The organism is Hoeflea sp. (assembly GCF_039975035.1).
GTDB lineage: Bacteria > Pseudomonadota > Alphaproteobacteria > Rhizobiales > Rhizobiaceae > Hoeflea.
In genome coordinates this window covers 1-26,427 of sequence record NZ_JBDWHW010000131.1, presented here as the reverse complement: position 1 = coordinate 26,427, position 26,427 = coordinate 1, and the positions used below count along the sequence as shown (strand labels likewise).

Annotated in this window: 26 protein-coding genes and 1 pseudogene; 10 read left to right on the top strand and 17 right to left on the bottom strand. The window is 58.6% G+C overall.

All coding sequences use genetic code 11. The features are described 5' to 3' along the window. Positions 1–153: 153 nt before the first annotated feature. The 5 genes from ABJN75_RS11330 to ABJN75_RS11310 all read left to right on the top strand — a co-directional run bounded on the left by ABJN75_RS11330 (position 154) and on the right by ABJN75_RS11310 (position 4,927). On the top strand, positions 154–1,575 hold the full coding sequence (locus ABJN75_RS11330) for a dihydroorotase family protein (protein WP_348439700.1): 1,422 nt from the start codon (positions 154–156) through the stop codon (positions 1,573–1,575). 13 nt (positions 1,576–1,588) lie between these two features. Continuing rightward, entirely contained in the window at positions 1,589–2,581 is a 993-nt protein-coding gene (locus ABJN75_RS11325) for a TRAP transporter substrate-binding protein (protein ID WP_348439699.1), read from the top strand. Positions 2,582–2,680: 99 nt separating this feature from the next. After that, on the top strand, positions 2,681–3,226 hold the full coding sequence (locus ABJN75_RS11320; protein ID WP_348439698.1) for a TRAP transporter small permease: 546 nt from the start codon (positions 2,681–2,683) through the stop codon (positions 3,224–3,226). A gap of 1 nt (position 3,227) precedes the next feature. After that, positions 3,228–4,517, top strand: a complete 1,290-nt coding sequence (locus ABJN75_RS11315) for a TRAP transporter large permease (protein ID WP_348439697.1) — start codon at positions 3,228–3,230, stop codon at positions 4,515–4,517. Further along, a complete protein-coding gene (locus tag ABJN75_RS11310; protein ID WP_348439696.1) occupies positions 4,514–4,927 on the top strand; it encodes a nuclear transport factor 2 family protein in 414 nt (137 codons plus the stop codon). Before ABJN75_RS11315 ends, ABJN75_RS11310 begins: the two co-directional genes overlap by 4 nt. Before the next feature lie 51 nt (positions 4,928–4,978). On the opposite strand, the gene ABJN75_RS11305 is transcribed toward ABJN75_RS11310, so the two are convergent. From ABJN75_RS11305 to ABJN75_RS11275, 7 genes are read right to left on the bottom strand one after another with little or no spacing between them, the layout of a single operon-like run. Further along, positions 4,979–5,671, bottom strand: coding sequence for an isochorismatase family protein (locus ABJN75_RS11305; protein ID WP_348439695.1), 693 nt, complete (start codon positions 5,669–5,671; stop codon positions 4,979–4,981). Continuing rightward, complete coding sequence (locus ABJN75_RS11300) at positions 5,668–6,363, bottom strand: GntR family transcriptional regulator (RefSeq protein WP_348439694.1); 696 nt, start codon at positions 6,361–6,363, stop codon at positions 5,668–5,670. The genes ABJN75_RS11305 and ABJN75_RS11300 overlap by 4 nt, the downstream gene beginning before the upstream one ends. Positions 6,364–6,422: 59 nt before the next feature. Next, entirely contained in the window at positions 6,423–7,280 is an 858-nt protein-coding gene (locus tag ABJN75_RS11295; protein ID WP_348439693.1) for an MBL fold metallo-hydrolase, read from the bottom strand. Further along, the gene (locus tag ABJN75_RS11290) at positions 7,280–7,633 is read right to left on the bottom strand and encodes a cupin domain-containing protein (protein ID WP_348439692.1); all 354 of its coding nucleotides are present in this window, start codon (positions 7,631–7,633) and stop codon (positions 7,280–7,282) included. Before ABJN75_RS11290 ends, ABJN75_RS11295 begins: the two co-directional genes overlap by 1 nt. Before the next feature lie 33 nt (positions 7,634–7,666). Beyond that, positions 7,667–8,947: a TRAP transporter large permease gene (locus tag ABJN75_RS11285; RefSeq protein WP_348439691.1), complete on the bottom strand. Its 1,281-nt coding sequence runs from the start codon at positions 8,945–8,947 to the stop codon at positions 7,667–7,669. Beyond that, on the bottom strand, positions 8,944–9,411 hold the full coding sequence (locus ABJN75_RS11280; protein WP_348439690.1) for a TRAP transporter small permease subunit: 468 nt from the start codon (positions 9,409–9,411) through the stop codon (positions 8,944–8,946). The genes ABJN75_RS11285 and ABJN75_RS11280 overlap by 4 nt, the downstream gene beginning before the upstream one ends. A 20-nt stretch (positions 9,412–9,431) precedes the next feature. Then, the gene (locus ABJN75_RS11275) at positions 9,432–10,367 is read right to left on the bottom strand and encodes a TRAP transporter substrate-binding protein (protein ID WP_348439701.1); all 936 of its coding nucleotides are present in this window, start codon (positions 10,365–10,367) and stop codon (positions 9,432–9,434) included. Between the two features lie 657 nt (positions 10,368–11,024). Between ABJN75_RS11275 and ABJN75_RS11270 the strand changes: the two genes are divergently transcribed. The 3 genes from ABJN75_RS11270 (at position 11,025) to ABJN75_RS11260 (ending at position 15,350) form a co-directional block, all read left to right on the top strand. Further along, positions 11,025–11,375 (top strand): hypothetical protein, encoded by a 351-nt coding sequence (locus ABJN75_RS11270; RefSeq protein WP_348439689.1) that lies wholly within the window; start codon positions 11,025–11,027, stop codon positions 11,373–11,375. Positions 11,376–11,521: 146 nt separating this feature from the next. Then, positions 11,522–13,600: a hydantoinase/oxoprolinase family protein gene (locus tag ABJN75_RS11265; protein ID WP_348439688.1), complete on the top strand. Its 2,079-nt coding sequence runs from the start codon at positions 11,522–11,524 to the stop codon at positions 13,598–13,600. After that, the gene (locus ABJN75_RS11260) at positions 13,590–15,350 is read left to right on the top strand and encodes a hydantoinase B/oxoprolinase family protein (protein WP_348439687.1); all 1,761 of its coding nucleotides are present in this window, start codon (positions 13,590–13,592) and stop codon (positions 15,348–15,350) included. Before ABJN75_RS11265 ends, ABJN75_RS11260 begins: the two co-directional genes overlap by 11 nt. Before the next feature lie 165 nt (positions 15,351–15,515). Here ABJN75_RS11260 and ABJN75_RS11255 read toward each other — a convergent pair whose 3' ends face one another. The 9 genes from ABJN75_RS11255 to ABJN75_RS11215 form a co-directional block, all read right to left on the bottom strand. Then, positions 15,516–16,109, bottom strand: a complete 594-nt coding sequence (locus ABJN75_RS11255; protein ID WP_348439686.1) for an amino acid synthesis family protein — start codon at positions 16,107–16,109, stop codon at positions 15,516–15,518. Further along, positions 16,106–16,600, bottom strand: a complete 495-nt coding sequence (locus ABJN75_RS11250) for a MarR family transcriptional regulator (RefSeq protein ID WP_348439685.1) — start codon at positions 16,598–16,600, stop codon at positions 16,106–16,108. The genes ABJN75_RS11255 and ABJN75_RS11250 overlap by 4 nt, the downstream gene beginning before the upstream one ends. After that, a complete protein-coding gene (locus ABJN75_RS11245; protein WP_348439684.1) occupies positions 16,597–17,238 on the bottom strand; it encodes an isochorismatase family cysteine hydrolase in 642 nt (213 codons plus the stop codon). The genes ABJN75_RS11250 and ABJN75_RS11245 overlap by 4 nt, the downstream gene beginning before the upstream one ends. An 11-nt stretch (positions 17,239–17,249) precedes the next feature. Then, positions 17,250–18,173 (bottom strand): nucleoside hydrolase, encoded by a 924-nt coding sequence (locus tag ABJN75_RS11240; protein ID WP_348439683.1) that lies wholly within the window; start codon positions 18,171–18,173, stop codon positions 17,250–17,252. Between the two features lie 5 nt (positions 18,174–18,178). Further along, a complete protein-coding gene (locus tag ABJN75_RS11235) occupies positions 18,179–19,186 on the bottom strand; it encodes a nucleoside hydrolase (RefSeq protein WP_348439682.1) in 1,008 nt (335 codons plus the stop codon). Between the two features lie 30 nt (positions 19,187–19,216). Next, the gene (locus tag ABJN75_RS11230) at positions 19,217–20,197 is read right to left on the bottom strand and encodes an ABC transporter permease (protein WP_348439681.1); all 981 of its coding nucleotides are present in this window, start codon (positions 20,195–20,197) and stop codon (positions 19,217–19,219) included. Next, positions 20,185–21,264 (bottom strand): ABC transporter permease, encoded by a 1,080-nt coding sequence (locus ABJN75_RS11225; protein WP_348439680.1) that lies wholly within the window; start codon positions 21,262–21,264, stop codon positions 20,185–20,187. The genes ABJN75_RS11230 and ABJN75_RS11225 overlap by 13 nt, the downstream gene beginning before the upstream one ends. Then, a complete protein-coding gene (locus tag ABJN75_RS11220; RefSeq protein WP_348439679.1) occupies positions 21,261–22,787 on the bottom strand; it encodes an ABC transporter ATP-binding protein in 1,527 nt (508 codons plus the stop codon). The genes ABJN75_RS11225 and ABJN75_RS11220 overlap by 4 nt, the downstream gene beginning before the upstream one ends. 69 nt (positions 22,788–22,856) lie before the next feature. Next, positions 22,857–23,864 (bottom strand): BMP family ABC transporter substrate-binding protein, encoded by a 1,008-nt coding sequence (locus ABJN75_RS11215; protein WP_348439678.1) that lies wholly within the window; start codon positions 23,862–23,864, stop codon positions 22,857–22,859. A 191-nt stretch (positions 23,865–24,055) separates the two neighbouring features. Here ABJN75_RS11215 and ABJN75_RS11210 point away from each other — a divergent pair, with 191 nt between their 5' ends. After that, positions 24,056–24,940 carry an NAD(P)-dependent oxidoreductase gene (locus ABJN75_RS11210; RefSeq protein WP_348439677.1) on the top strand — a complete coding sequence of 295 codons (885 nt, stop codon included), beginning with the start codon at positions 24,056–24,058 and terminating at the stop codon, positions 24,938–24,940. After that, positions 24,937–25,716, top strand: a complete 780-nt coding sequence (locus ABJN75_RS11205; RefSeq protein ID WP_348439676.1) for an SDR family NAD(P)-dependent oxidoreductase — start codon at positions 24,937–24,939, stop codon at positions 25,714–25,716. Before ABJN75_RS11210 ends, ABJN75_RS11205 begins: the two co-directional genes overlap by 4 nt. Positions 25,717–25,904: 188 nt before the next feature. On the opposite strand, the pseudogene ABJN75_RS11200 reads toward ABJN75_RS11205, so the two are convergent. Continuing rightward, positions 25,905–26,427: pseudogene (locus ABJN75_RS11200) on the bottom strand (IS5 family transposase); the annotation flags it as partial.

Below are 26,427 nucleotides of genomic sequence, written 5' to 3'. Positions count from 1 at the left end.
GCTTGCCTGCCGAAGAATCCATACTCAATCATCCTTGTGGTTGTAATTTTCCGGACAATAGCAGAGGGGTTCGATTCGTCAACTGTTGACAGTTTCCAAATTGCATGCACAGATATCACAGCTCATGAAGAAAAGACCATCAGGGGGTGCCTTTTGAAACGTAGGTTTACCAAGCATCTGACAGGCGCGACGCTCGTCATTCCCGGGACCGGGCTGGTCGAGGCAGACGTGTTGATTGACGGCGAGACAATCGCAGGCATCGTGGAGCGGGATGCCGACGTCGAGGTTGATGAACGTATCGACCTGACTGGTCTGACTGTCTTTCCCGGCGGGGTAGATGTCCATCTGCACCTGGGCCATGGCAATGATATTTCGCGCCCGCGCGTGCCATCGGACGCCGCCAGTGAAACCGCAGCAGCCCTGCTGGGCGGCGTAACCAGCTTCATTCCCTATGTGATGAGTGGCGATCCTTACGAAAGCTTCTTCGCGGAATTGAAAGAGGTGACAGAGGCCGGTGCACGCATCGATTTCGGCTATCACTTCATCATTGCCAGCGAGGCGCAGCTCGCTTCACTGCCGCATTATGTCAATGACCTGGGCGTTCCGACCGCAAAACTGTTCATGAATATCCGCGGTGACGAAGGCAAACGGCTCGGCCTGCCCGGCATTGATGACGGCTTCATGTTCCGGCTGCTTGAAACCCTCGGTCCGCTTGGCGGCATGATGTGCCCCCATCCGGAAAACATCGAGATCGGCTGGGCGATGACCGCACGAATGCGCGACGCCGACCCGCAAGGCAAAGGCGGCCTTCGGACCTGGAATTCTGCGCGCCCTTCTTTCATCGAGGCGGAGGCAATCCGGCGCGCCACCTATTATGGCAAAATCACCGGCACGCCGGTCTATTGTGTGCACACATCCTCTGCTGAAGCTCTTGAAGCTGCGGTCGCTATGCGCCGCGACGGCTACCCGGTCTTCATCGAGACCTGCAACCACTACCTTACCCACGATGTCGATTCCGGCATCGGTATGGCTGGAAAGGTCAATCCTCCTCTGCGCGAAAACGCTGACCGGGAAGCGCTCTGGAAAGCCATCGCCGACGGTCACATCGACACCATCGGCACCGACCACGTGCACCGCACCATGTCGGCAAAGCAGGGCGGCATCTGGGGCGCGTCTCCGGGGTGCCCGGGGCTCGACACTTTCCTGCCTGTGCTGGTCAGCGAAGGCCATCACAAGCGCAGCATTCCGCTTGAACGGATCGCGGAACTTGCATCGGCCAATCCGGCCCGAATCATGGGTATGGCTGACCGCAAGGGCGGCATCGCGATCGGTCTCGACGCTGATCTGGCGATCATGGACCTTAACGAGAACTATGTCGTGGGACCTCAAACACGTGCCACCGACGCGGGTTACTCGCTTTACGACGGGATGACGCTGCGCGGTCGGGTCGTGCATGCGATGTCGCGCGGACGCTTCGCCTTGCGAGACCACCAACTTGTGGAAGAGGCCGTTGGCAAAGGCAAATTCCTGCCACGCAAACTCCCGCCGCACCCGATCAGAAACACTCAACGATGAAGGACAGTGACACATGAACAAACTGCAAAAATCGATTGCCGCAAGCTTGGTCGCCGCATTTTCCACGACCGGGGCCTATGCCGCAGAATTCAACTGGAACCTTGCAAACGCCTATCCGGCAAGTGAATTTCAAAGCCAGGCGATGCAGATGTTCGCCGACAAGATGCGTGAGGTCACCGACGGCGAGCTCGACATCACTACGCATCATGGTGGGTCGCTGTTTGCCAATCCGGTGGTTCTGGAATCGACCCGCAACGGTCTGGTCGAAATGGGCGCGGAGCTGATGACCAATCTTGGCCGCGAAAACCCGCTGTGGGAACTCGACGGTATTCCGTTCCTCGTCACATCCTATGACGATGCCAAAGTGCTTTGGGACGTGACCCGCGAGCCGCTGTCCGAAGAACTGGCCAAGAGCGGAGTGCGGCTTCTTTATGCTGTGCCGTGGCCGTCGCAGAGCTTCTTTTTCGACCGCGAAATCAACTCGCTGGACGATGTAAAGGGCCTCTCGATGCGGGCCTACAATCCCTCGACCACGCGCCTGGCTGAAATGATGGGTGCCGTGCCGACCACGGTTCAGATCACCGAAATGCAGCAGGCCTTTGCAACAGGCCTGATCTCCAGCTTCAACACCGCGCCGACATCCGGCGTTGTCTACAAGGCTTGGGAATACACCAACTACTATTACAAGACCGACGCCTGGCTGCCAAAATTGATGGTGTTCGTCCGCGAGGACGTCTACCAGACGCTGCCCGAAGACATGCAGCAGGAAATGCTGGACGTGGCAATGGAAGTCGAGGCCTGGGGCTGGGAGCAAAGCGAGGCCAAGGTCACCGAAGCGGAAAAGACGCTTGCCGACAACGGCATGAACATCGTCCGGCCCAGCGAAAAACTGGCCGAGGAGCTTAACGGCATCGGCGAGGCCATGGTCGCGGACTGGCTGGCCAAGGCAGGTGACGAAGGCAAGGCGACCATCGACACTTTCCGCGAAAAAGTGACTGCCAACTGAGCATCGCCGATCGGGCTATGTTGATCTAAACTGTCCGTCCACGGCATACCTGCCCGTGGACGGACATCTCAATTCGGAAAACCGGAGGACGCATTTTACATGCCCGCTCGAAACCCCCAACTTGCACGCCTGATGAACCGGATCCTCGGCTGGGTTGCGTCTGTCTCGATGGTGCTGGCCTGTCTATCGCTGGCGTTGCTGGTTGTGCTCTTCCTTGCGGTGATCGGATTGCGTTTTGCCGGAATATCAGTGCCTTCCGCCGACGACATTGCCGGCATCCTGCTTGGAGGCACCTTCGCACTCGGATTTGCTGCAGCCGTACCCAATGACCAGCACATCTCCGTCGACTTCTTCGTCAACAACATGAAGCCCGCCGGCGCGGCCATGCTGCGGATTGTGGCCTACATCGTGACCATCGGTATTATCGGTTATCTGCTTATGGGTTTCTCGAGGATCTGGTACTCTGCCTTCCAGTCGGGAATTACGATGCTGGGGACATTGCCGATACCCCGCGCATTGCCGATGGGAATTGTCATGACCGGAATCGCCATGCTGGAACTGGCGCTCGTGTTGCGCTTCCTCGAACGCCTGTTCGGACCCGGCTTCGACCAGAATGACCGCGACCTGCCATCCGGAGCGCACTGACATGGACCGCGACCTTATCGCCATTTTCTTCGTCATCGGTCTGTTCGTGCTATTGTTTCTCGGTATACCTATTGCCGCGACGATCCTGCTGCTGACCACTATTGGCATCCTGCTGGTTGCCAATGCCGATCCCGCCACGGCCATGGCCACGGCCTATTTCGGCCAGATGACCAATTGGGGCCTGACCGCCCTTCCGCTTTTCGTGCTGATGGGCGAACTTTTGTCGCGCTCGGGAACCGCCCAGAAGCTGTTTGATGCCTTCGCCGTGCTTGTCGGGCGCATGCCGGGCGGCCTGATCCAGGTCAACATCTTCGCCAGCGCCCTGTTTTCGGCATTGTGCGGCTCGTCGACCGCGACGGTAGCCACTATCGGCCAGCTCAGCCTGCCGCAACTCAAGGCGCGGAACTATCCTGAAAAACTGGTACTGGGATCGATTGCAGGCTCCGGCACGCTCGGCATACTGATCCCACCTTCAGTGGCGCTAATCCTGTACGGATTTGCCTTCAACGTATCGATTGGCGACCTTTTTCTGGCCGGCATCCTGCCGGGTCTGCTGATCGCGGCTCTGTTCTGCGGCTATGTCGCGATCCGGCATCGGGGACTGCAGCAGGATGCCGGCGTCACCGTCCATGCTGATGGCAGCCGGTTGCGTGCCATCGTGTCGCTGTTGCCGCTTATCGTGCTCATTGCCCTGGTGTTCGGCGCCATCTATGGCGGCTATGCCACCCCCACCGAAGCTGCGGTAATCGGCGTTGCCGGTGCGCTGGCGCTGGCGTTGATGGACAACAGACTTACACCGTCCCTGATCGTCGAATCGCTCAAGGCCACCGTGCTCTTTTGTGCTGCAATCGGATTGATCCTCGGCGCCTCCGCAGCGCTCCAGGTAGCCATGGCTTATACCGGCATTCCCCGCACCATCGTTTCGTGGATTCAGGATGTACAGCTCGGATATTACGGACTGCTGCTCGTCATTGCATTCATCCTTGTTGTTCTCGGTTGCTTCATGGACGGCTTGTCGATGATCGTGCTGACAGGATCGGTGCTGCTGCCGGTGGCGCAAAACGCTGGCTTCGACCTGCTGTGGTTCGGGGTGTTCATGGTGATCCTGGTCGAAATCGGCCTGATCACGCCACCGATCGGGTTCAATCTCTTCGTGCTGCAGAGAATTTCGGGACGCGAACTTCCCTACCTCGCATCGGCCGCGCTTCCCTTCCTGCTGCTGATGCTGCTCGGACTGGTGATCCTGACCATCTTCCCCTCTATCGTCACCATCTTGCCGCAACTGTTATGAGCCAATCTCCATCCCCCTATAATGGCGAAACTGTCGCCCTTGCCCGCGCCTTCCTCGACGCGATGGAAGCCAGGGAAATCGACATTGCCCGCAGCCTGCTCGCAGCGGATTTCACGGCGATCTATCCCGGCCGCCGCAGCTTCAAGGTACTCGAGGATCTCGTCGCGTCGGGGGCCGCGCGTTACCGCAAGGTGCGCAAGACCTATGCCCGAACCTATTATGTCCCCCAGGACGCAGAAGGCATCGAAACGGTCATCTTCTCGGGCACGCTCACGGGCGAGTGGGTGGATGGCAAGGTGTTTCAGGACATACGTTTCACCGACCAGTTCCGGATCAGGAACGGGCTGATTGTGGAACAGCAGGTGTGGAACGATATGGGAGAAGCGCTGCTTGTCAGAAGCGGTGCCTGAACCTGATAGCCGGAATCGATGGTGCGGCGGGCATCACCCGCCGCCTCTCGCTCAGTCGGCCTTGTTTTGATCGATCTGCGCCAGAGCAGCGATGGTTTCGTCCGTGCTCATCACATCGGCATATTTCGAGCTCATGTCGAACAGATTGACAGCGTGAGACACCTTGCTGCGATCGTAGACCGCATCATGCGGCACGGTAATGCGCCAGTTATAGGCAAATCCGTCGACCACGCTGCCGCGCACACATCCCGAAGTGGTGCATCCGGTCACAACCAGCGTATCGACGCCGAGGTCAATCAAATAGCTTGCCAGCGGAGTGCCGAAAAACGCGCTCGGATGCTTCTTGGGCAGCAGGATATCCTTGCCTTGCGGCGCCACTTCGGCCACGAAATCATAGCCGCTTCGCTTCACGGTCATCAGCGCCGGCACCTTGTCGGCAAGCCGTCCGGTATCGAAATTTTCCTTCGGCGCGACATGCGGAAACAGCACCGGCCAGTCATTGGCGCGAAACGTTTTCAGCAGTTTTTGTATATTTCCGACGGCGTCCCAGCCAACCTGGCCGCAGGAGGTCGGAAATTCCTTGATCGACTCCCAGAAAGGCAGAGGTGTGGTGCCGACCGTGCGATACTGGACATCAATGATGATCAGCGCCGGACGCTTGCCGAGCCCGGTTGGCTTGCCAAAACCTGCGGCATTGTAGGCGCGTTGTTCTTCTTCCGAGATTATACCGTCCCAAGGCTTCATTTCTGGCTCCTGTTTCTTTCCTTTTCGCCGCGCTCCATTTGACTGGCCGCGGCGGTAATTGCGTTGCGGATATGCCGTCGCATGGCGGCTTCAGCGTTGTCCGGATTGTGGCTGGCAATCGCCTTGACGATTTCGCGATGCTCTTCAAGCGCCTTTTGGGCCCGGCCCGGCGTGCTGCTGATGCGGTAGCGATAAAGCTTCAGCTTGAAATACAACTCCTCCAGCAACATCAGTTCCAGTTGCTCGTTGCGGGCCGACCGCACGATCCTGAAATGGAAATCGTCGTCCTGGCCTTCCTGGTAGTAACCCGAATCCGAGGCAACGTCCTTGTTGCCGCCATGCTGCTCGAGCAGCGCATTGAGCTCTTCGATTTCCGGGGCGGTGATGCGTTCGGCTGCAAGCCGCGCCGCCATGCCCTCAAGCGCTTCGCGCACAGCGAACAGCTCGACAAGCTTTTCGGTTGACAGATCAATGACACTGACGCCCAGCCGCGGTGTGCGGATGACCAGCTTGCCTTCGAGCCGTCCGAGCGCCTCCCGGATCGGGCCGCGGCTGATGCCAAATCGCCTGGCGAGTTCTGCCTCGGACAGTCGCTCTCCAGGCTTGAATTCGCCCGAAACAATTGCCTGGGTCAGCTTGTGAAAGGCCTCTTTCGCGATCGATGAGACCGCTATGGGTTCGAGAAAGCTCATACCAACTCCTGCTTGCGGAAAAGCTGTAAAATAGTGTCAGCTTTCTATAGCGCATATTTCTAGGCGGCGCTCTGTCGCTGGACGATTTGATCGTAAATTGCCTCAATGCTCTTCCGCTGGAACAGCTCGATCAGATGATCTGGATAAGATGGGCTGCCTCCGGTTGAAATATGAATACGGTCTTCAAAGCGCAGCCGATTGGCGATTGCATCGCGCGGATCGCCCTTGTCTATGCCGTCGCTCACTTGCCCGATCAGTTCTTCCATCTGCTGGCGGAACGGCGTGACCTCGCCAGGGCGCGACACGGCACCATGCCCGGGCACAATCCATTCAGCATCGATTGTCTCAAAAAAGCGGGCGGCCTCCAGCCATTCAAAAACATGCGCTTCCACAAAAGCCGGTAGCCCGAGCTCACAGAACAGATCACCAGAAAAGACGACACCGAGTGCCTTGAGTTCGATATAGGCGCTGTTTGGGGTGTGGCCCGGCCGATGGGTGAGATCGAAGCGCAGGCCGCCGACGTCGAGCGCCATCCTGTCGACAAAAGTGACGGTGGGCGGACGGACCTGGTAGTCACGCAACAACGGCACGCCTTCGGGATCAATGACAGCAATCAGTTCCTCGACATACTCGCGGCTTGGCGCGTTGTCGACGAGTTGCCGGCGCGTGATTTCGTGCGAGACCACCGTGCCGGGCAGGAAATAGTTTCCCATTGTATGGTCGATATGATGGTCGGTATTGATTAGAAAAACGACGTCGCCCATCGACGCGGCGGTTCGGCGCCAGCGCATTGCATCGGTCGGCCGGTGCGGTGAATCGATCAACACGAGACCATCGCGCGTCGAAATGATGGAATTGTTGGAGCCCAGATGCTCGGTCTCGACGAAGACGCCGGGCGCGATTTCCTGCAGGGCCATCAGAACACCTTTCCGACAAAACCGACAAGGTTCTGCACCCGCATGGGGGCAAAGATTTCCAGCAGTTCCACCTCGCCCTCGATCGTCTCGAAGGAATGGTCGGTGCCCGTCGGGATCACACAAACGTCTCCCGGACCAGCCTCGTGGCGTTCGTTCTCAATATGGATGTACATGCGGCCGCTCAGCATCAGCACTGTCTGCTCTTCACTATCATGCTGGTGGCGTGGCGTTTGCATGGGATGCACGATGCGAAGCCGGTTGACACCGGTCTTGAGGCCGGCTGCGGACTTGCGAAAATTGTTCGGTAGGATTTCAACCTCCGGAAGGTCATTCCAGTTTACTATGTAGCCCATTTTGATCTCCAAGAATTGTGCGGTGCGGCACACTCAGCGTGCGCCGAAAACGAGGTCAGGAAGCCCGGTGGAAAGCTCCGGCACGAATGCCACAAGTAGGAGCCCACTCAACAGTGCCAGATAGTATGGAGCCATCGCCTTGATGAATGCACCCTGGCGTACGCCCGATATTTCGCATGCGATGAACATCGACAAACCGAAGGGCGGTGTGACCAGCCCGATCATCAGGTTGAGCACGACAACAACGCCGAAATGAATAGGATCAACTCCGAAAGCCTGCGCTGGAGCCAACAGCAGTGGCACCACGATGATCATCGCCGATACGGATTCGAGGAAGCAGCCAATGATCAGAAGCAGCACGCAAGTCGCAAGCATGAACACCATTGAACTGTCGCTTATCGACAAAAACAACTTAACAAGTTGTTGCGGCAGTTCCATGGTCGTCAGAACCAAACTCACTGGATAGGCGAGGCCCACAATGAGCAGCACTTTGCTGGCTTCCAGTGACGATGTTCGAAACGCCGACCAGACATCCCCCGCGCCCGCCTCCCGGTATATCAGCGTGATCAAGACCAGTGCATAGACGACCGCGACGAGTGCGGCCTCGGTGGGTGTGAAAAATCCGGAGAGGATTCCGCCAATGAGAATTACCGGCATGGCAATCGGCAAGATTGCCTTGCGCGACGCGGAAACGCGTTCGTCTCGCGTCGTGCGCGGTGCTATTGGATAATCGTGGCGCACCGCTTGCACGTAGACAGCAAACGACAGAAGCAGCGCGATCAACACGCCGGGAACAAATCCGGCGATCAGCAATCGTACGACTGACTCTTCCGCCACCACCCCATAAATCACCAACGGAATGCTCGGCGGCACGATTGGTCCGATGGTCGCAGAGGCCGCCGTGATCGCGGCGGAGAAAGGCGCCGGATATCCGTTACGGGTCATCTCCGGGATCTGGATCTTTCCAAGGCCTGCCGCGTCGGCAATCGCAGACCCGGACATCCCCGAAAAAAGCACACTGGACAGCACGTTGACGTGACCAAGCCCGCCACGGATATGTCCGACCATTGCTGTAGAGAATGTGAAGATCCGAGCGGTGATTCCAGCCGTATTCATCAGTTCGGCTGCGAGGATAAAGAACGGGACGGCGAGCAGCGGATAGGAAGCCAGACCATCCATCATCCGGCGCGGGATCCATTGGAGCTGCAAATAGTCACCGATCACTGCGAGTTGCAGCACTGAGGCAGCCCCCATTGCGAAAGCAATAGGTGTCGCAATCAAAGCCAGCGCGAAGAGAGCGAGAAGCAGTATCATTTGGGATTGCCATTCTCTGACGCCGCCGGACGCGTCCGGAATGTGCCAAGCACCAGAGCCAGAAGCATCAAGAGCGCACCCACCGGCAGGGCTGCATAGGCCCAGCCAAGCGACAGCCACCGTACGGTGATAAAGGTCTGCGGCAAGGTCGAAAGCGTAAGCTTAACGCTTTCGACAAGCAACACAGCGAGGAACGCCCCAATGGCCAGGAACCGTATTGTGGCAAAAATCTTGACCAAGAGCGGTGAAACCCGCTCATTGAGCCCCACATCAACCGCAATGTGGGCATTGCGAATTGAGACAGCGGCGGCGCCGATTAACACCATCCAGACCAATGCATAGCGACCCACATCGCTGAACCAGATCAAACCGCCGCCGAAGACCAGGCGCATCACAATGTTTACGAACCCAAAGAAAAGCAATGCCGCCATAATGACTGCGGGGATGGATTCAAGAATGCGCATGGCCTCGCCGCCCTCTTTTGCTACTGAATTTTCTGGATTTCTTCAAAGACCTTTTGATTTTCCGACGTCAGGAACTCCTTGTAGAGGTCACCGGATGCATCCATGATCGACTGCACGTCGACATCGAGAAGTTTCATCCCGGCATCCTGAAGCCTGGCGAGTGCACTCTCACTGGCCTTTTCCCATTCTGCGATCACTGCTTTTTCGGCCACGACACCCCCGTCCATGACAATCTTGCGCAGATCTTCCGGAAGCTTTTGGTAGGTCGCATTGCTCAGGAGAAAGAAGTCCAAAGTCCTGACATGGCCGGTCGGCACAAGGTATGTCTGAACGTCAGACAGCTTCATCGATTCGATCGTCGCGTAGGGATTTTCCTGCGCAGTGACAATGCCAAGCTGCAGACTTGTAACGAGCTCACCGAGCTCAATCGGCGTCGGTACCGCTCCGATCTTCTCGAAGAATGCCACCCAAGACGGCACCTGCGGTACGCGGATACGCGTACCTTTCAAGTCGTCAACATTGGCGATCGGATCATTGGCAGATATGTGACGCGGGGGCTGCGGAAATGTCGAAAGCACGCGCAACTCGTTTTGCGTGACGAGATCGTCCCGCATCTTCTGGCCAATCGACCCCGACCAGGCCGCCTGCAGATGGGCCGCATCGCGGAAAGCGTAGGGAATTGTCAGGACTGCAGCGGGCTCGTAAATCGCTTGCAATGAAGGCGCAGACGACTGGGTGATGTCAAGAAGCCCCGACGCTGCCGCGTCCTCCAGTGCGCGCAGGCCGCCGAGCTGAGAAGCCGGAAAAACAACGATCCGCATACGACCACCGCTTTCTTTTGCAACATAGTCGCTGAGAGCAGTCGCTCCGATTCCGATCGGATGAGTATCTGCAAAAATATGTCCGAGGCGCAACGTCACCTCTTGCGCCGTGGCGCCGGCAACTGCGCCAAGCATCAACAATGCGGACGAAGTTCCCAGGATCAAGAATCTAAGTTTCTTATTCATAATTTTCCCCTCCAACGATGACATTTCGGCAAGCTATCAACACATTCTGTAATCTGTCAACAGTTTTCGATTTCAAGCACTCCGCTTTCACTGAGCATTGATGATGTAGACGCCCCCGACGGCCCCAGTGTGTGGCAGAGCGAGATTGTTTGAACCACCATTGGAGATGACGTTGTTGCGCGGAGACTAATTCGGCTGATATCGGTTGCGGCCTGTTCTCTTGAGGATGCTGTTGATGCCGCACAAATTCCACAGCGATCATCGGGACAAGTTTCCCGAAGCATAAGCAGCGCGTAACCAACTGGGCAGTGTACGACGGAAGCCTGCGGCGGCGCGGTGATCTGAGGATTTGGATCTGCGACGACGCGCTTGCGGCGTAGTCGGCTCCACCCCGCACGACCCCTGGTGGCCAGCCTGTCTATTCGGTGAGATGTGTCTGACGCTGCGCATGGTGTTCAAGCAGGCGTTTCGGCAGTCCCAAGGCTTGATGCGCTCTATTGCCAATTGCGCACGGTGCTTAGGATGGGAGAGCCAACGGTTAAGGCTCTTGCCGAACGCTTCAGTTCAGCGGTCAAAATCACGATCCCACAACCCAAGGACGCGATCTTGAGCCCCGACGCCGGCCAAAACCCGAGCATTCGTGACCGCCATATTGCCGACATAGCTGCCCATGGCCGTATGGCACAGCAAAAGTCATGGTGCTTCAATCAGCGCAGCCGCGCCGAAACCTTGATGGGGCGTTGTTGGAAGACCGTCATCGGGCCCAAGCTCAAGGCGCGGTCGTTCGAAAGCCAGAAAATGGAAGCAAAAATCGGCGTCCGGATCCTTAACCGGATGACCGAACTTGGCCGCCCTGATTTCGAACGCACCGCCGGAGTTTCGTCGCGGGTAGAGCGTCTTCCGTCCTCTTCATGCTCCGTGCAACAAAGCCCTGATCAAGGCACCTCCAATGCCTGAAACGAACTTCGACGCTGGCTAAAGCCTTGGGCAAGCTCCAGTTCGCAATGGAAATCAGAAGGTTGAAGTGCAATTCAAAAATTCGTTTGTGTACGAACTAACTTTTACCTTAGTCTGGCCAGGGGCAAATCAGGCAGGACATCCGCGTGCAGGAAAAGAGCAAACTCGAAACCGGAATTATTATCGGAGTCGATGTTGGTGGCACATTCACCGACGTCGTCACATTGAACCGGAAGACCGGCGAAATCAGCGTCGCCAAGCATCCCACCACGACGGACGACCCGTCAATCGGGGTGATCAACGCCTTGAACGCGCTTGACTGGCCGCTCTCGGCGGTCTCGCTGATCATTCATGGGACGACAATCACCACAAACGCACTGTTGCAGCGCCGCATGGCGCGGACGGGAATGATCACGACCCGCGGCTTCCGGGATGTGATCGAGTTGGGGCGCCGGACACGGCCTAATGCCTACGGACTGATGGGCAAGTTCACCCCGGTCATTCCTCGTGATCTGCGCCTTGAAGTCACCGAGCGAATCGATGCCAAGGGAACGATCCGTATTCCGCTCGACCTGGACGAAGTCAGGCAAGCTGCCCGGAGCCTGCTGGCCAAGGGATGCGAATCGGTCGTGGTGCATTTCCTCCATGCCAGCACCAATCCCGATCAGGAATTATTGGCCGAACGCGTCTTGCGCGAGCTGTGGCCAAACGACAACATCACGCTTGGGCACCGGCTGGTTCCCGAGGTGCGCGAGTATGAACGCGGTGTAACGGCAGCGATCAATGCCTCGGTTCGGCCGATCCTCGAACGCTATGTCCGGCGGCTGAGCCAGGGACTGTCCCAGTCAGGCTATAACCGGGAATTCTTGCTGATGAACGGAAACGGAGGCACGGTTTCCGCCAACCGGGCGCCGGAAGAGGCGGCGCTGACTGTGATGTCGGGGCCAGCCTCGGGGGTGATCGCTGCCGCGCGTGCGGCGGTGGATGCGAGTCTGGGGCGTTTGATGACCTATGATATGGGTGGCACATCGACCGACGTCGCCCTTATCGCTGACGGGCGCCCGCTGGTTTCTTCCGAAATCGAGATTGATTATGCTCTGCCAATTCATGTGCCGATGGTGGATGTACGAACCATCGGCGCCGGTGGCGGATCAATTCTGTGGATCGACCCGGCCGGGCTGTTGCGGGTCGGCCCCGACAGTGCGGGTTCGGTGCCCGGTCCTATCGCCTTCGGGCGAGGCGGTACGCGGCCAACAATCACCGATGCGAATGTACTGCTGGGCCGGCTTGAGCTCTCCGACCTCCTGGGGGTGGATAAGCCTGCGTCGCGGGACGAGATCGCTGCAGCGTTCGAGCGCGATCTCTGCGGCCCTCTTGGTCTCGATGCCTACGCGGCGGCGGAAGCCGCGTTGAAGGTTGCCAACTTGCGTATGGCTGGTGCCATCCGCCTGATCTCGATCGACCGGGGTCACGATCCGCGGGACTTCGTATTGTTTGCCTTTGGCGGCGGCGGACCGCTGCACGCCTCAGCGGTGGCTGGCGAATTGCGGGTGCCCCGGATTGTGGTCCCGCCACGACCGGGGATCACCAACGCGATCGGCTGCCTCATAGCTGATCTGCGGCACGAAGCGGTGAAGACCGTCAATGCGCCACTCGAGACCTGTGACGCCGGAGCGATTGACCGGCTTCTTGCGGACCAGTTGAACGCGGGACGCGCGGCGTTGGAACGTGAAGCCGTCGTTTCTCAGCGCATCGAGGTCGAGCGCAGCGTCGACATGAAATTTACCGGACAGACCCATCTTATCCGGGTCCCGCTTCCGCAGGGCCCTGTCGACCTCAAGCGACTAAACCATGATTTTGCCGAAGCCTATTTTGTCCGCTTCCGTGTCCGCTTGCCCGAAGTCCGGGCAACACTCTTTACCGTCAGGACCTCGGTCATCGGCGTCCGTCAACGGGTTGACCTCGATGGGCTGTTGCCTCTGGAAGGGCGGGCGGCATCGGTGGCGGATGCGACAACCGGACGGCGACCTGTCCGCTTTGACGGCCAGACCCACGATACACCGGTCATTGACCGGGCCCGATTGCCGAAAGGTTCACGGATCGCCGGCCCCGCGATCCTGACGCAGCTGGACACCACGACCGTTCTGGAGCCCGGGGATATTGCCGTGACCGATGACACCGACACCCTCGTCATTTCCAAGCAGGGAGACCGCAGTGATATCTGATACCACCATCGATCCAATCACACTGACAGTCATACAGGCAGGGCTGGAGCAGGTCTGCGACGAGATGGATCTGGTGTTCAGCAGGGCTGCATTTTCGCCGATCATATCTGAGGCCGATGACCGCTCGGACGGGATCTATTCAGCGGTTGACGGTGCATTGATCGCTCAGGGCGCGCGCGGTTTGCCTGTGTTTACTGGCACCATGCAGGCATCGACTGCGCATATTATCCGCCTGATCGGCGAAGGCATGGTGGCGGCGCCCGAACCGGGCGACGTCTACGCAGTCAACGACCCGTATCTGGGCGGGACCCATCTGATGGACGTCCGCTTTGCCACACCTTTCTGGCGCGACGGAAGGATATTCTGCTGGCTCTCCAATGTCGGCCACTGGCCCGATGTGGGCGGTGCTGTGCCAGGCGGATTTTCTGCTTCAGCAACGGAGATCGAGCAGGAGGGTCTGCGCCTGCCGCCGGTTAAGCTGTTCAAGAAGGGCGTGCTGGATCGCGAGATATTGTCGATCATCAAGTCCAACATCCGGGTTGCTGAACAACGGATCGGCGATATCACCGCTCAGGCAGCAGCGCTGCGGGTCGGGGCGGAACGACTGGCTGAACTTCTCGACCGCTACGGTGACGGGACTGTCGCCGGGGCAATCGCAGAAGTCCGAAGCCGCGCCGCACGGCAAATGACGGTTATGGTCGGCACCATGCCTGAGGGCTGTTATTCAGCGATTGCGCATATCGACAGCGACGGAATTGATCCCGACCCGCTTGACATCAAACTGAGCGTGACACGAACTGCGGATAATCGTCTGGTCTTCGACTTCGCGGGCTCCAGCCCCCCCTGCAGAGGACCGATGAACTGTGTTCTGGCAACAACACACAGTTCTGTCTATCTCGCTTTGCGCCACATTTTTCCCGATGTGCCGCTGAATGCAGGCGCGTTTGAACCGGTGGATATCATCGGCACGGACGGAACATTTCTGGATGCCCGATATCCGCGGCCCGTATCGGGTTGCGCCGCAGAGGTATCCCAGCGAATTGCAGAGGCGGTGTTTCTGGCTCTCGTCGAGGCGGTGCCGCACCGTGTGACGGCAGCGCCGGCGGGCACCAGTGGAAACTTTGTTCTGGGCGGCAGCGACCCCGACCGGGGGCGCGATTTCGTCATGTACCAGATAACCGGTGGCGGTTACGGCGGCTATGAAGATGGGGACGGGATCAGCAATGGCTGTTCCACCATCGGAATCTCCAAGTCACCGCCGGTTGAAATTACCGAACAAACCTTTCCGGTGCTGTTTCGAGAATATGCATTGGCGGAAGGGTCGGGAGGCGCCGGCGAACATCGCGGCGGTTTTGGTCTGCGCTACACGGTCGAGATCCTTCGCGGCGACAGCACCGCCTCGTTCGTGATGGACCATAACCGTTTTGGTCCACCCGGCGTGCGTGGCGGTAACGACGGGGTGCCGGGTACCATCCGGGTGCACAGACAGGGGCGTGCAGTTCACATCCCGCCACATCTGTCCAAGGAGCAGGGATTGGCGATGAAAACCGGCGATTTTGTCGAGATCACCACCCCGGGAGGCGGTGGTTATGGTAACCCGTTCAAGCGCGACCCGGCGAAAGTCGCCGGCGACGTGGCGTTAGGCTATTATTCAGCCGCAGAGGCCTCAAAGCTGTTTTGTGTCGTGATCGGTCCGGATAACACGGTCGATCTCCCGGCTACAGCCGACCTCCGGAATTCCATGATCTAAACAGGAGTCTGCAGCGCCGTCCGGGGTCCTGTGGGACATGAACGCTCATGCCCGAACGATGGCTATTAAGCTGTGATGTCAGAAAACATTCCCGCGCGATACCTTGCATCGCGCGAGAATGTTGTCCTGACTGATGTGGATAAACCAGTTCACAAGCGACCGGCTCTAGCGCTGGCCGTCCCGCAGCGAGATCTTGTCTGCCTCGAGCCCACCCATCCGGTTCTGTACCCGGGGGCCACAGGTCATCACCAGGGCGAACAGGATCTCGTCGGGCTTGGGGCCATCAGGAAAGTGGACTTCCATCGAATCGAAGTGGCTGCGCACATAGGCTGCATCCTTGTGGCCGATTGGGATGTCGAGACTGGCGCCCATACCACCAACTTTTTTCGATGATGGGACGATGGCCAGCGCCTCTCCTAGGGCATCGCGCATGGCATAACCGCCAGGCACATGCCACAGCGCGCCGTGCTCCAGCTCTCCGGCCGAACCAACAAGCGAACCTTTGCCGTATCCGTCCACACCGTCAATCCCGCCCAGAGCGGCAATGAGCCGTTTGGTCATTTCGAGACCCAGAGGTTTGAGCGCATCCATCGCCGGCTGCAGGTCCGCATGATAGGCGCCGGCAAACGGATTCTTGACAAGAACCAGAGCGGCTGCCCGACGGCGCGGCACGGCGGCCGGCGGGCCTCCATCGTGGCGAATTTCTTCGACGATGGTGGCGATCTTGCGGATCGGAAAATCGTCAGGGGTAATGGTCATTTGGTTTTGCCTTTCGTGTGAAGTGGGCTGTCGAGATCGGCACCGACGAGAGTCAGAAGTTCAACAAAACGGGCACGCTCGGCAGCGGGAATAGGGTCCAGCAGTGCGGCACTGAGCTGCATCGATATCGGCACCATCGGTCTCGTCAACTCTCTGCCTTGATCGCTGAGCCGAACGAGTTGAACCCGCTGGTCCAGGGACGAAGACACTCTTTCGATCAGTCCCGCTGCCTCGAGCCGGCGAAGCATCGAACTCAGAGTGGCTGTATCTATGGCGGTTCGCCGGCTGAGTTCGTTCTGCGGCAAGTCCGGAGAACGGTCGAGTGTGCCCAACACTGCAAGCTGCGTCGGGGTCAGTTTGTACTGGCCAAGCATCTGCTGGAACATGACCGTTGCGCGCTGATGCGCGCGCCGGATCAAGTGGGCGTTGTGAATCTCCAGCTCAAAATCGACAGTTGGGAGCGGCGCGGTGGTTCCGGTGTCATCCGTCACAGTTCAAACAACCGGTTGATCAGTTCGCTCTTGCCGGCAATGGCTGTTGTCACCTCGCGCGTTGTGGCAACGGTTCCGAAATGTGTCGCAATGTCATACAGGGTCGAATCCTGTTCGCGCGGGCCGGTCGCCGCACAGGCATCGAATGGCACTACGACGTCGTAGCCAAGAAAGAATCCGTCATGGACGGTCGAGCGCACGCAGATATTGGTAACCACTCCGCAGACGAGGATCTGATCGATCAGCATGTCTTTCAGTACGAGATCGAGATCGGTCTGGAAGAACGCCGAGTAGCGATGCTTGATCACGATGATATCGTCGGGACTGGGCGCGATTTCATCCACAACCTGAGTGGCCCAGGTGTTTTCTTCGCCATGCGCTGTCCGCTTCAAAAACTCCCGGTCGCGGCGCATGCCCTTGCGGTGGCTGTCGATCACGAAGATCACCGGCATTCCGGCAGCCTTGGCAGCAGTGATCAATTCCTGCTGTTGGGGAATGAGTGCCTCATAGCCTGGCAGCACCATTTTGCCCCCCGGCTTGCAGAACTCGTTGATCATGTCGACAATGACCAGTGCCGCGGAGGCGGGCCGTAATGTGGTGCCGGCCTCGTGCCGGTGTGCCGAAAATACGTCGTCCATAAAACCTCCTGTCAATCGCGTATCAGCGACCAGAGCAATTCGAAAAACCGGTCAGCGTCGACTTCTGAGGCCACCTGCACATTGGCGGGAATGCCGCGTTCGTTCCAGAAGTCAGCGACCGTGGCACCGAACATGTGCGTTCCTGTCAAGTCGACGGCGACATGAGCCGTCCGTGAACGGACCAGCGTCGGATCAATGACAAGAGCCAACGCCAGGGGGTCATGCAGCGCACCGCCGATTCCCATCTGCCCGCGATGGAGTTTCTCATAGTAGCGCAGCCAGTCATGCACCACACGCCCGAGATCGGTGTCGATTTTGGCCAGAGCCTCAAACTGCGGTGCTTCGACAAGCACCTTCATCGTTACATCGAGGCCGACCATCAATACGTCAACACCGCTGTCAAATACGATCTGGGCGGCCTCCGGATCGCAGAAAATATTGAACTCGGTCGGCGTGATGGTTTCGTCACGGCGCCAGAAAGCCCCGCCCATGGAGATGATCCTGGCGATCTTCGGAATTGTTTCCGGATGTTTCAGAAACAGCATTCCCAGGTTTGTCAGCGGGCCGGTTGCAACGATTACCATGGGTTCCGGAGCGCTCATCAGCGTTTGCGCCAAAAAATCGACGGCATGAATGTCTGTTGGCAGAGTGCCGGGTTCAGGCAGGTAGGGTGACCCGTCAAGCCCTGACGGGCCGTCAGCCGTGCCCAGCACGAGATCGCGGACAAGGGGGTTTGCGCAACCCTGATAAACCGGCGCATCGCAGCCGATCAACTTGAGAATACGCAGGGTATTGGCGGTTGTCCGCTCGATTGTCGCATTGCCGCAGACAGTGGTTACTGCACGCAGGTCGATGGCTGGGGACCTGTGTGCCATGACAAGCGCAATGGCATCGTCGTGGCCGGGATCGCAGTCCATAAGGATCGGTGTTGTCATATCAATTATCCCAGTGCAACGAGAGCGGATTTGAAGCCGGCCATAAACGACCGGCCGTCAATGTTGCGGGCCACAGACGTCGTCTTTGGTCCGTCGAAGTCAAGGATCTGCACGCCGCGATGCGCAACCGTCTGTCCACGGACAAGCCGTTCGTACAGGGCAACATCAACGAAACAGGGCGGCGCGAAATCGAAGAGTTCGGGATGAACGACGGTTGCCACGGCAATGGCGTCGTCGAGCGGAAAGCCTACCAGTTCAAAGAAGTTGCGCCAGATATCCACATAGACCGGGAAGGTTTCGCATACCCAGGTGGTGACCCGGTTGTCAGGTGCGGTAAAGGTGAGATCGGCCAGATCATCGCGCGTCAGCATCGATGCGGCTACCCGGTTGTCTTCGCATACATCAAGTGGCACCAGTGTCACCGGTGCGCCGCAACGCAAGACCACCCGTGCGGCTTCCGGGTCGGCCCAGATGTTGTATTCCGACACCGGTGTGATGTTGCCCGGCGTTGTGAAACACCCGCCCAGAACCACGAAGCGTTTGGCCAGTTGCGCGATGTCGGGGGCCATGCGCAGAGCCAGTGCCACATTGGTCTGCGGGCCGGTCGCGACAACTGACACTTGGCCCGGATACTTCCGCACCTGAGCGATGATGAAGTCCACAGCATGCTGGTCAATGGCCTGGTGCGTAGGCTCCGGAGCGGGCGGATTGAACCCTTTGAGCCGGTCTCCAAGCAGCGTCTGCAACTTCTTTTCGACATTTACGGGTGCATCGGTGTCGGCCTTGGAATTGCCGACAATGGGCCGCCATGCTCCGGCCGCGACCGGAATGTCCTCACGCTTGGCCAGGGACAGTGCGTTGAGTGCCACTCTGGTCACCTGCTCGACAGCGCCAGCTGCACCGGTGACGGAGGTCACGCCCAGCAGGTCGATGGCTGGGTTGCCGGCGGCGTAAAGTACGGCGAGGATATCGTCACCGGCGCCATCGATGTCGAGGATGATCTTTTCAGTCATGACGCAGGCCCGCGGTAAAATGTGAGAGGGTCATTTGCTGGTCTTTCTCTTTGTGGAAGCGAAGGCGCCTTCTTTCATCACGTTGAGGCTTTGCAGTGTTTCGCGGAAGATACGAGGACGCTGGTGGACGGTCAGTACGAACAAGGCGCCAAGCGTGATGAGATAGGGAACCATCAGCACAAGATACGAGGACAGGCCGAAGCTCTGAAGTCGCAACGAAATTGCATCGGACAGGCCAAACAGCAAGCATCCGGCCAGGACCTTGCCAGGGTCTCCGGCCGAGAAGATAAGCACGGCAACCGCCATGAAACCACGACCTGCCGACATGTTTTCGGCAAACATGGTGATGTATCCGAGGGACAGGTGCACACCTGCAAGACCGGCAAGCAGGCCGCAGCACAGCGATGCCAGATGCTGCATCCTGGCGGTGGAAATGCCGAGAGCCTCCGCGGCTTCTGGCTTTTCCCCGGTGACGCGGACATGCAGACCGAACTTCGTGCGGAAAAGGATCAGCCAGACCACGAAGACCAGAATGAAGGACACATAGATCAACGGTGTGTGATTCGACAGCACCCGCTCGAGTGGTCCGAGCAGATCCTCTCCCGGCAAGTCGATCCGCGGCAATCCGACGATGCCGTTGTTGACGATGGATCCGCGCACCCCGAAGATTGCCTTGGTCAATGATATCGTCAGTCCGCCTGCAAGGATGTTGAGGGCAAGACCGACCACCACTTCATTGGCGCGAAAGGTGACGACAAACAGCGAAAATGTTGCTGCGAAAGTCATAGCGGCCGCAACCCCGCAGAGCAGGCCGCCCCAGGCGGAGCCGGTCCAGATCGATCCGAGAACGCCGAAGAAGGCACCCATCAGCATCTGCCCTTCAAGGCCGATGTTGAAAATACCGGCTTTCGTGGTGAAGGTGCCGCCCAGCGCCACCAGCAGAATCGGGGCGGTGGTGCGCAGTGTTGCTGCCAGCAGTGCAATATTGAAGATGCGGTCTAGATCTTCCAACGACGCTCTCCTTGGGTTGAATCGCGGCGATTGCGGATCAGGATTTGGGCGGAAACGCACAGGATGATAATCGCCTGAAACACAGTGATGATTTCGCGGCTTGCATTGGTGTCGACTTCGATCAGCAGGCTGCCGGAACGCAAGGCGCCGAAGAATAGCGCGGTGCCGATGGTGCCGATGGGATTGCCGTTGGCCAGGAGTGCCGCTATCACACCGTCAAACCCGAAGCCTGGAGCAAAACCCTCCATGAACCTGTGGTGCACACCCAGTGTCTCGACACCGCCGGCAAGGCCGCCAACTGCGCCGGAGGCCAACAGAATGAAGAACGTATTGCGCCGGATCGGAACACCGCCATATTCCGCAAAACTGCGGTTTCGGCCCATGGCGTTCATGCCATAGCCCGCCGGAGTTCGGGTCAGGAACAGATGCAGCATAATGGCGGCTACGATCGCAATGACAATTCCGAGATTCAGCCGCGAATAGGACATGAGCTGCGGCAGGTAGGCCGTTTCGGCGATGCCCGGGGTTTCGGACCAACCGCCCGGCCGCTTGAACACCACGATGGTCAAATAGGATGTGAGCAGTATCGCCACATAGTTTGACAGGATGGTCGAGACGACCTCATTGGTGCCGTAGCGCGCCCGGAAAAAGGCGGGAATGGCGATCCACAGCCCACCCGCAGCCACAGCGGCAATCAAACCGGCGATGACATGGATAACCGGCGGCATTTGAAAGGCAAACCCGATCCAGGCCGCCGCAAAGCCGCCCATGTAGAGCTGCCCCTCGACACCAATATTGAAGAGCCCGCCACGAAATGCGATGCAGGCCGCGACGCCCGACAGGATAATCGGTGTTGATTGAAGCAGAGATGATGCAATCCGCTCGGGACTGCCCAATGCGCCGTCAACCAGTGTTGCAAAAACCAGCAGCGGGTTCTCGCCGATCAGCAGCACTAGGATGGTGCCGCCGATCAGAGCGATCAGAATTGCCAAGGCCTGACCGATCAGATGTTCGTACCGCTCATATAGCGGGCGCTGCTCGGAAAGCTCGGGGGAGCGGTTAGTCATGCTGCCACCTCCGCGGCCAAGCTGCCGCCGGCCATAAGTCGGCCGATTTCGTCTTCATTCGTGGTGTCACCGGAAACCTCACCGGCGATACGCCCCGCAAAGAGCACGAGAATCCGGTCGGCAAGAGTTATGACTTCGTCGATCTGGGCCGATATCAGCAGTATCGCGGCACCTCTGTCACGCTGTTCCATGATTTCATCGTGGATACGCTCCATCGCTCCGATATCAACACCGCGTGTGGGCTGATCGACAAGCAGAACCGGAGCGCCATGGGAGAATTCGCGGGCCAGCACCACTTTCTGCATGTTGCCGCCAGACAGTTTGCCAACCACCTGATCCGGGCCGGAGGAACGGATATCGAAACGTTCGATCAGCGCGGTTGCGGCGGCGCGCACCCGGGACCACAAGACGATTCCAGCCGAGGTGTACTCTGGATCATACTGCCGCCCCATCAGAATATTGGAGGCTATTGTGCCGCTGCCATCGACACCACGGCGGACCCGGTCTGCCGGGACGTGCACCAGCCCCAGATCACGGGCGGCACGCGGATCGCCCGCAGGTGCAGCCATGCCAGCGATCTCAACCATGCCGTGGCTGGGTTCGCGCAGGCCGGCGACGATCTCGGCCAGTTCGGTCTGCCCGTTGCCATCTACACCGATCACGCCGACGATTTCGCCGGCCCCCACCTCGAGACTGACGTCGCGCAGGGTCGGTACTCCGCGTCCATCTCGGGCACAGACCCGCGACACGCGAAGGGCTGATTTCCCTTCATTAGGTGTTCGCGGGCGACGGGAGAAATTGACTTCGCGACCGACCATCATGCGGACCAGATCGTCTTCGGTCAGGCCATCGCGTGAAACAGTATCGACAACCGCGCCATCCCGGATGACAGTGACGGTGTCGGACACTTCCATCACCTCGTCGAGATGGTGAGAAATGAAGATGATGGTCATGCCTTGCGCTGTGAAGCCGCGCAGGATGGTGAACAGTTCCCGTGACTCTTGTGGTGTCAGAACTGCCGTGGGTTCGTCCAGGATGACTGTCTTGGCGCCGCGCGCCAGCACCTTGAGAATTTCGACCCTTTGTTCGGCGCCAACCGACAGGTCAGCCACTTTCTTGGCCGGATCGACAGCCAGTCCGAAGCGTTGCGACAACTCTGCGACCTCAGCTTCCTGGGCGCGGGTATCAATCAGGCCGTTGCGAATCTTTTCCATGCCGAGGAAAATGTTTTCTGCCACCGTCAGCGACGGGACCAGCTTGAAATGCTGATGCACCATGCCAATTCCGCAGGAAATTGCTGTGCGCGGGGTCGCCATCACCACAGGCTCTCCGTTGATCAATATTTCGCCCTCGTCCGGTTGATACAACCCGAAAAGAACATTCATCAGCGTCGTCTTGCCGGCTCCGTTTTCGCCAACCAGCGCGTGGATGGACCCGGATTCGACACCAAAGGAAATTCGCCGATTGGCACGAATGGAGCCAAACCGTTTGGAAATGTTGCGCAACTCGATCGCAAGGGTCATCACGTCATCGCTTCTGTAGGAAGTGTGGCGGAAACGCCGGTGCGGACACAGGTCCGCACCGGCAAAGGGTTACTGACCCAGTTCGACCTTGATCGATCCGTCGGCAATGCCGGACCGGACCTTTTCCATCGCATCAATGACGCTGGCCGGAATCTTGTCCGCGATATCTTCACAGATCTTCAGTTCAACGCCGCCGGTGGCGACACCGACCCGAACCGTACCTGGAACAACTGGATTTCCAGCGAGCTGGCCTTCGATCAAATCATAGACCGCGATGTCGGCCCGCTTGAGCATGGAGGCCAGCATGTGTCCAGGTGCGGACGGGCACTGGTCGATATCGACACCGACAGCAAAGCCGTCGGACTGGGCTGCGGCCTGAAGCACACCTTCGCCGGTCGGGCCTGCAGCCTGATAGACAATCGGCATTCCCTGATCAAACAGCGTCATGGCCAATTCGGCGCCCTTGGCCGGGTCGTCGAACGTGCCGGCAAATACCGCCGCCAGCTCTGTGCCATTGTCGACGTAATCGATGCCTTGCTGCATTCCCATCCTGAAATTCTGGATCACGGGAATATCTCGGCCGCCAATGAAGCCGACTTCCGTCGAGCTGTCAAAACCGTCGACCTTGCCACCGGCAAGCTCAGCCGCGAGCGCACCGACAAGGAACGATCCCTCTTCTTCAAGGAAATCGATATAAGTCATGTTCTCACTCTCCAGCACTCCGTCGATGAAGATGAAGCGCTGGTCAGGATGGCTGTCGGAAGTCTTGGTCAGTGCATCGACGAGCTCCCAACCCATTACGAAAATCAGGTCATAGTCACCGTCTTCGGCAAGGTTGTTGAACTGTTCTTCGTAGTCGAGCGCGCGGTTTCCTGTGTCGACGATCTTGAGTTCGACACCAAGTTCATCGACGGCCCGATTGAGGCCCTCTACAATCGATATGCCGAATCCCTGGCTGAAATAGCCAGAGATCGCCGCGACCTTCAGCGGCTCCTTGTCCTGTGAAAGGGCAGTTGTTGCCGGGAGCGCGGCCAAGAGGGCCACGAGTGAAAGGGAACGTGCTGTGCTGAGTTTCATTTCTGGTACCCCTGTGATGTTGGTGCTTCGCGTGGGAGCTCTTTGTGACTCTTTCTCGTGAACCGTCGGATTGGACCGTCTTCTTGACTGACGGTAACGTTCGTGTACGAACTAATTAGGCCGAGGCCGTTCCGTTCTGTCAAGCCACTTGCGCATCGGCCCGTGATTTCTGTTCCGAAAGGAGGCCGCCTGTGTCAGAATCCGAGATCACCAAAGACCAGCGAAGTGTCGTCGTAACCGGTGCCGCCGGCCACCTGGGCCGAAACGTCCTGGCGGCATTCAGGGACGTTGGCTGGAATGCGCGGGGTTTGGACATCGTTGGCGACGCTGATTTAGGGGTGGAAGCCGTTGATTTGCGTGATTTTGCGGTTGCTCGCCGCCATCTTGCAACGGCATCGTTCGTCGCCCATTGTGCCGCGTTGCCGCGTCCTGTTGGCTATGAGGCGAGCGACGTCTTTAGCACCAACATGGCGCTGATGTATGCCGCGATCGCCGGTGCGGAGGATGGCTGCGCGACCCGGATTATCTATGCCTCATCCTACAGCATTATCGGCCTGCCTTTTGCGCCGAATCGTCCAAAATTGACCGCGTTACCGATCACGGAAGACGAAAAAGCTGCGCCGCAAGACGTCTACGCTACCACGAAATGGCTCGGCGAAGAGATGCTCGATGCCTATGTGCGCCGCACCGGCAACGCGGCCGTCAGCCTGCGCCTGCCCTGGATCCATACGCCTGAAAGCTTTGCCGAACAGGTCGTTCCGATCCGCGACGATCCCGATTCCCATATTCATCTGTGGTCATGGATCGATGCCCGCGACGCGGGCCGGGCGTTCGTCGCCGCGGCGGAAGCCGACATCGAAGGCCATCTCCGCCTTTTCGTCTCCGCGGACGACAGCTTTGCGACGCGGCCAAGCGCAGAACTTGTCGCCGAAAGCTGGCCCGAGGTTTTCGTGGTCGGTAATCTGAGTGGCAGAAAGAGCCTGATTGATGCTTCCAGGGCGCGGCAGACGATCGGTTTTGTACCGGCTTACGGCTGGTCTGATTATCCACATAGCATCGCAGGAGGCGAATCATGAGCAAGGATCTGCAGGGTAAATCTGTCCTCGTCACCGGCGGTGCCGGCGTAATCGGATCTGTTACCGCACGTCTTTTTCTGGCGGCGGGGGCACGCGTGATGCTGGCGGACCTCGATGCAGACCGGCTTGCCGCCGTGGCCGCAACCCTGGATGGTCCGGTTCTGACGGTGGCGGGAGATCTTTCCGATGAAGCCGCGGCTGCCCGTGCAGTCGTCGCAACATGCGACGCCTATGGCGGGATTGATGTTCTCTTTTCCAATGCCGGGATTTCGGGAGCCGTGGCGCCTATCCACGAATTGGCTGTCGCGGATTTCGACAGAATTGTCGCGGCGAACCTGCGCAGCATGTTTCTGATGGTCCGTGCCGCAACCGCCCGAATGGTCAAGAATGGCCGCGGTGGGGCAGTGGTGACGATGGCTTCGTCGATGTCGGACTGGGATGTGCTTTCAGGCGGAAGCGGTTATGTCTCGACGAAACACGCTGTCGCCGGGCTTACGAAGAGTGCCGCTCTCGATCTGGGTCCGCATGGAATTCGCGTCAATGCGGTGTGCCCGGGCGTTATAGAAACAACTTTGGGCGTTCCAGGACTTGAGAGCGGCGGGGGTGCCTCAGCCGTCGACCGCTTTGCCGCACGCATCCCGTTGCGCCGCATAGGTCAACCCGAGGATGTTGCCGAAGTCGTGTTGTTTCTGGCCTCGGATGCTGCCCGGCATGTGAGCGGCGCACTCTGGTTGATTGACGGCGGCCAAACTTTGCAGAGCCATTCGAACGGTTGAGACGAACTCGGCCAAACATAGGTCGCATCATGGATGGTCATGCTCCTCTGCCAGAACCTCGTCGCCCTGCATCCCCGGCGCCCGGAATTGGTACATGTATAAGACTTCAGCGTTTTGCATCTATGCGGCCGATCGGCGTTGGTGCGCGGATCAGCCAATGAACGAAGCTCGGTCTTTGATGGGTCCGCTTATTTGGTTGCTCCCGCCGATGCTTGGCAACGAACGGATTTCGGGCGTCCACAGGCAAGCATTCGGTTAAGAATGGCGACGCCGATCGCAGCCTCTGTCTGTTGAGCAAGGAATGAGCGAGCACGCAAACGCGGCCCGATAACGCCCTTGTATCGACCCATCACGGTTTCAACCAAATCTCGCTTGCCCTAGCCGGTTGATGCCTGCCATTTCAGCCGGCCATCTATCTGCATGGAGGTTATGTGGTCGTCTCTCTGGCAGCATGCTTGGGCGGTAGGCCGTTCAACCGCGTTCGATCGCGGTGGAATGACGACCCTCGCGCCTGCACTGTGACGCAGAACAGTGTGGTAGGTTGGGTAACCATCATAAGCTCCATCGGCAGTGAACTGGCCGATCTCATCATCGATCTGATCCAGCAACGGCTTCAGCTGCGAGGTGTCGCCGGTTTCCTGATCTGTCAGGCTATGTGCAATGATCTCGCCACTGTCTGCATCAACAGCCAGGTGCAGTTTTCGCCAACCA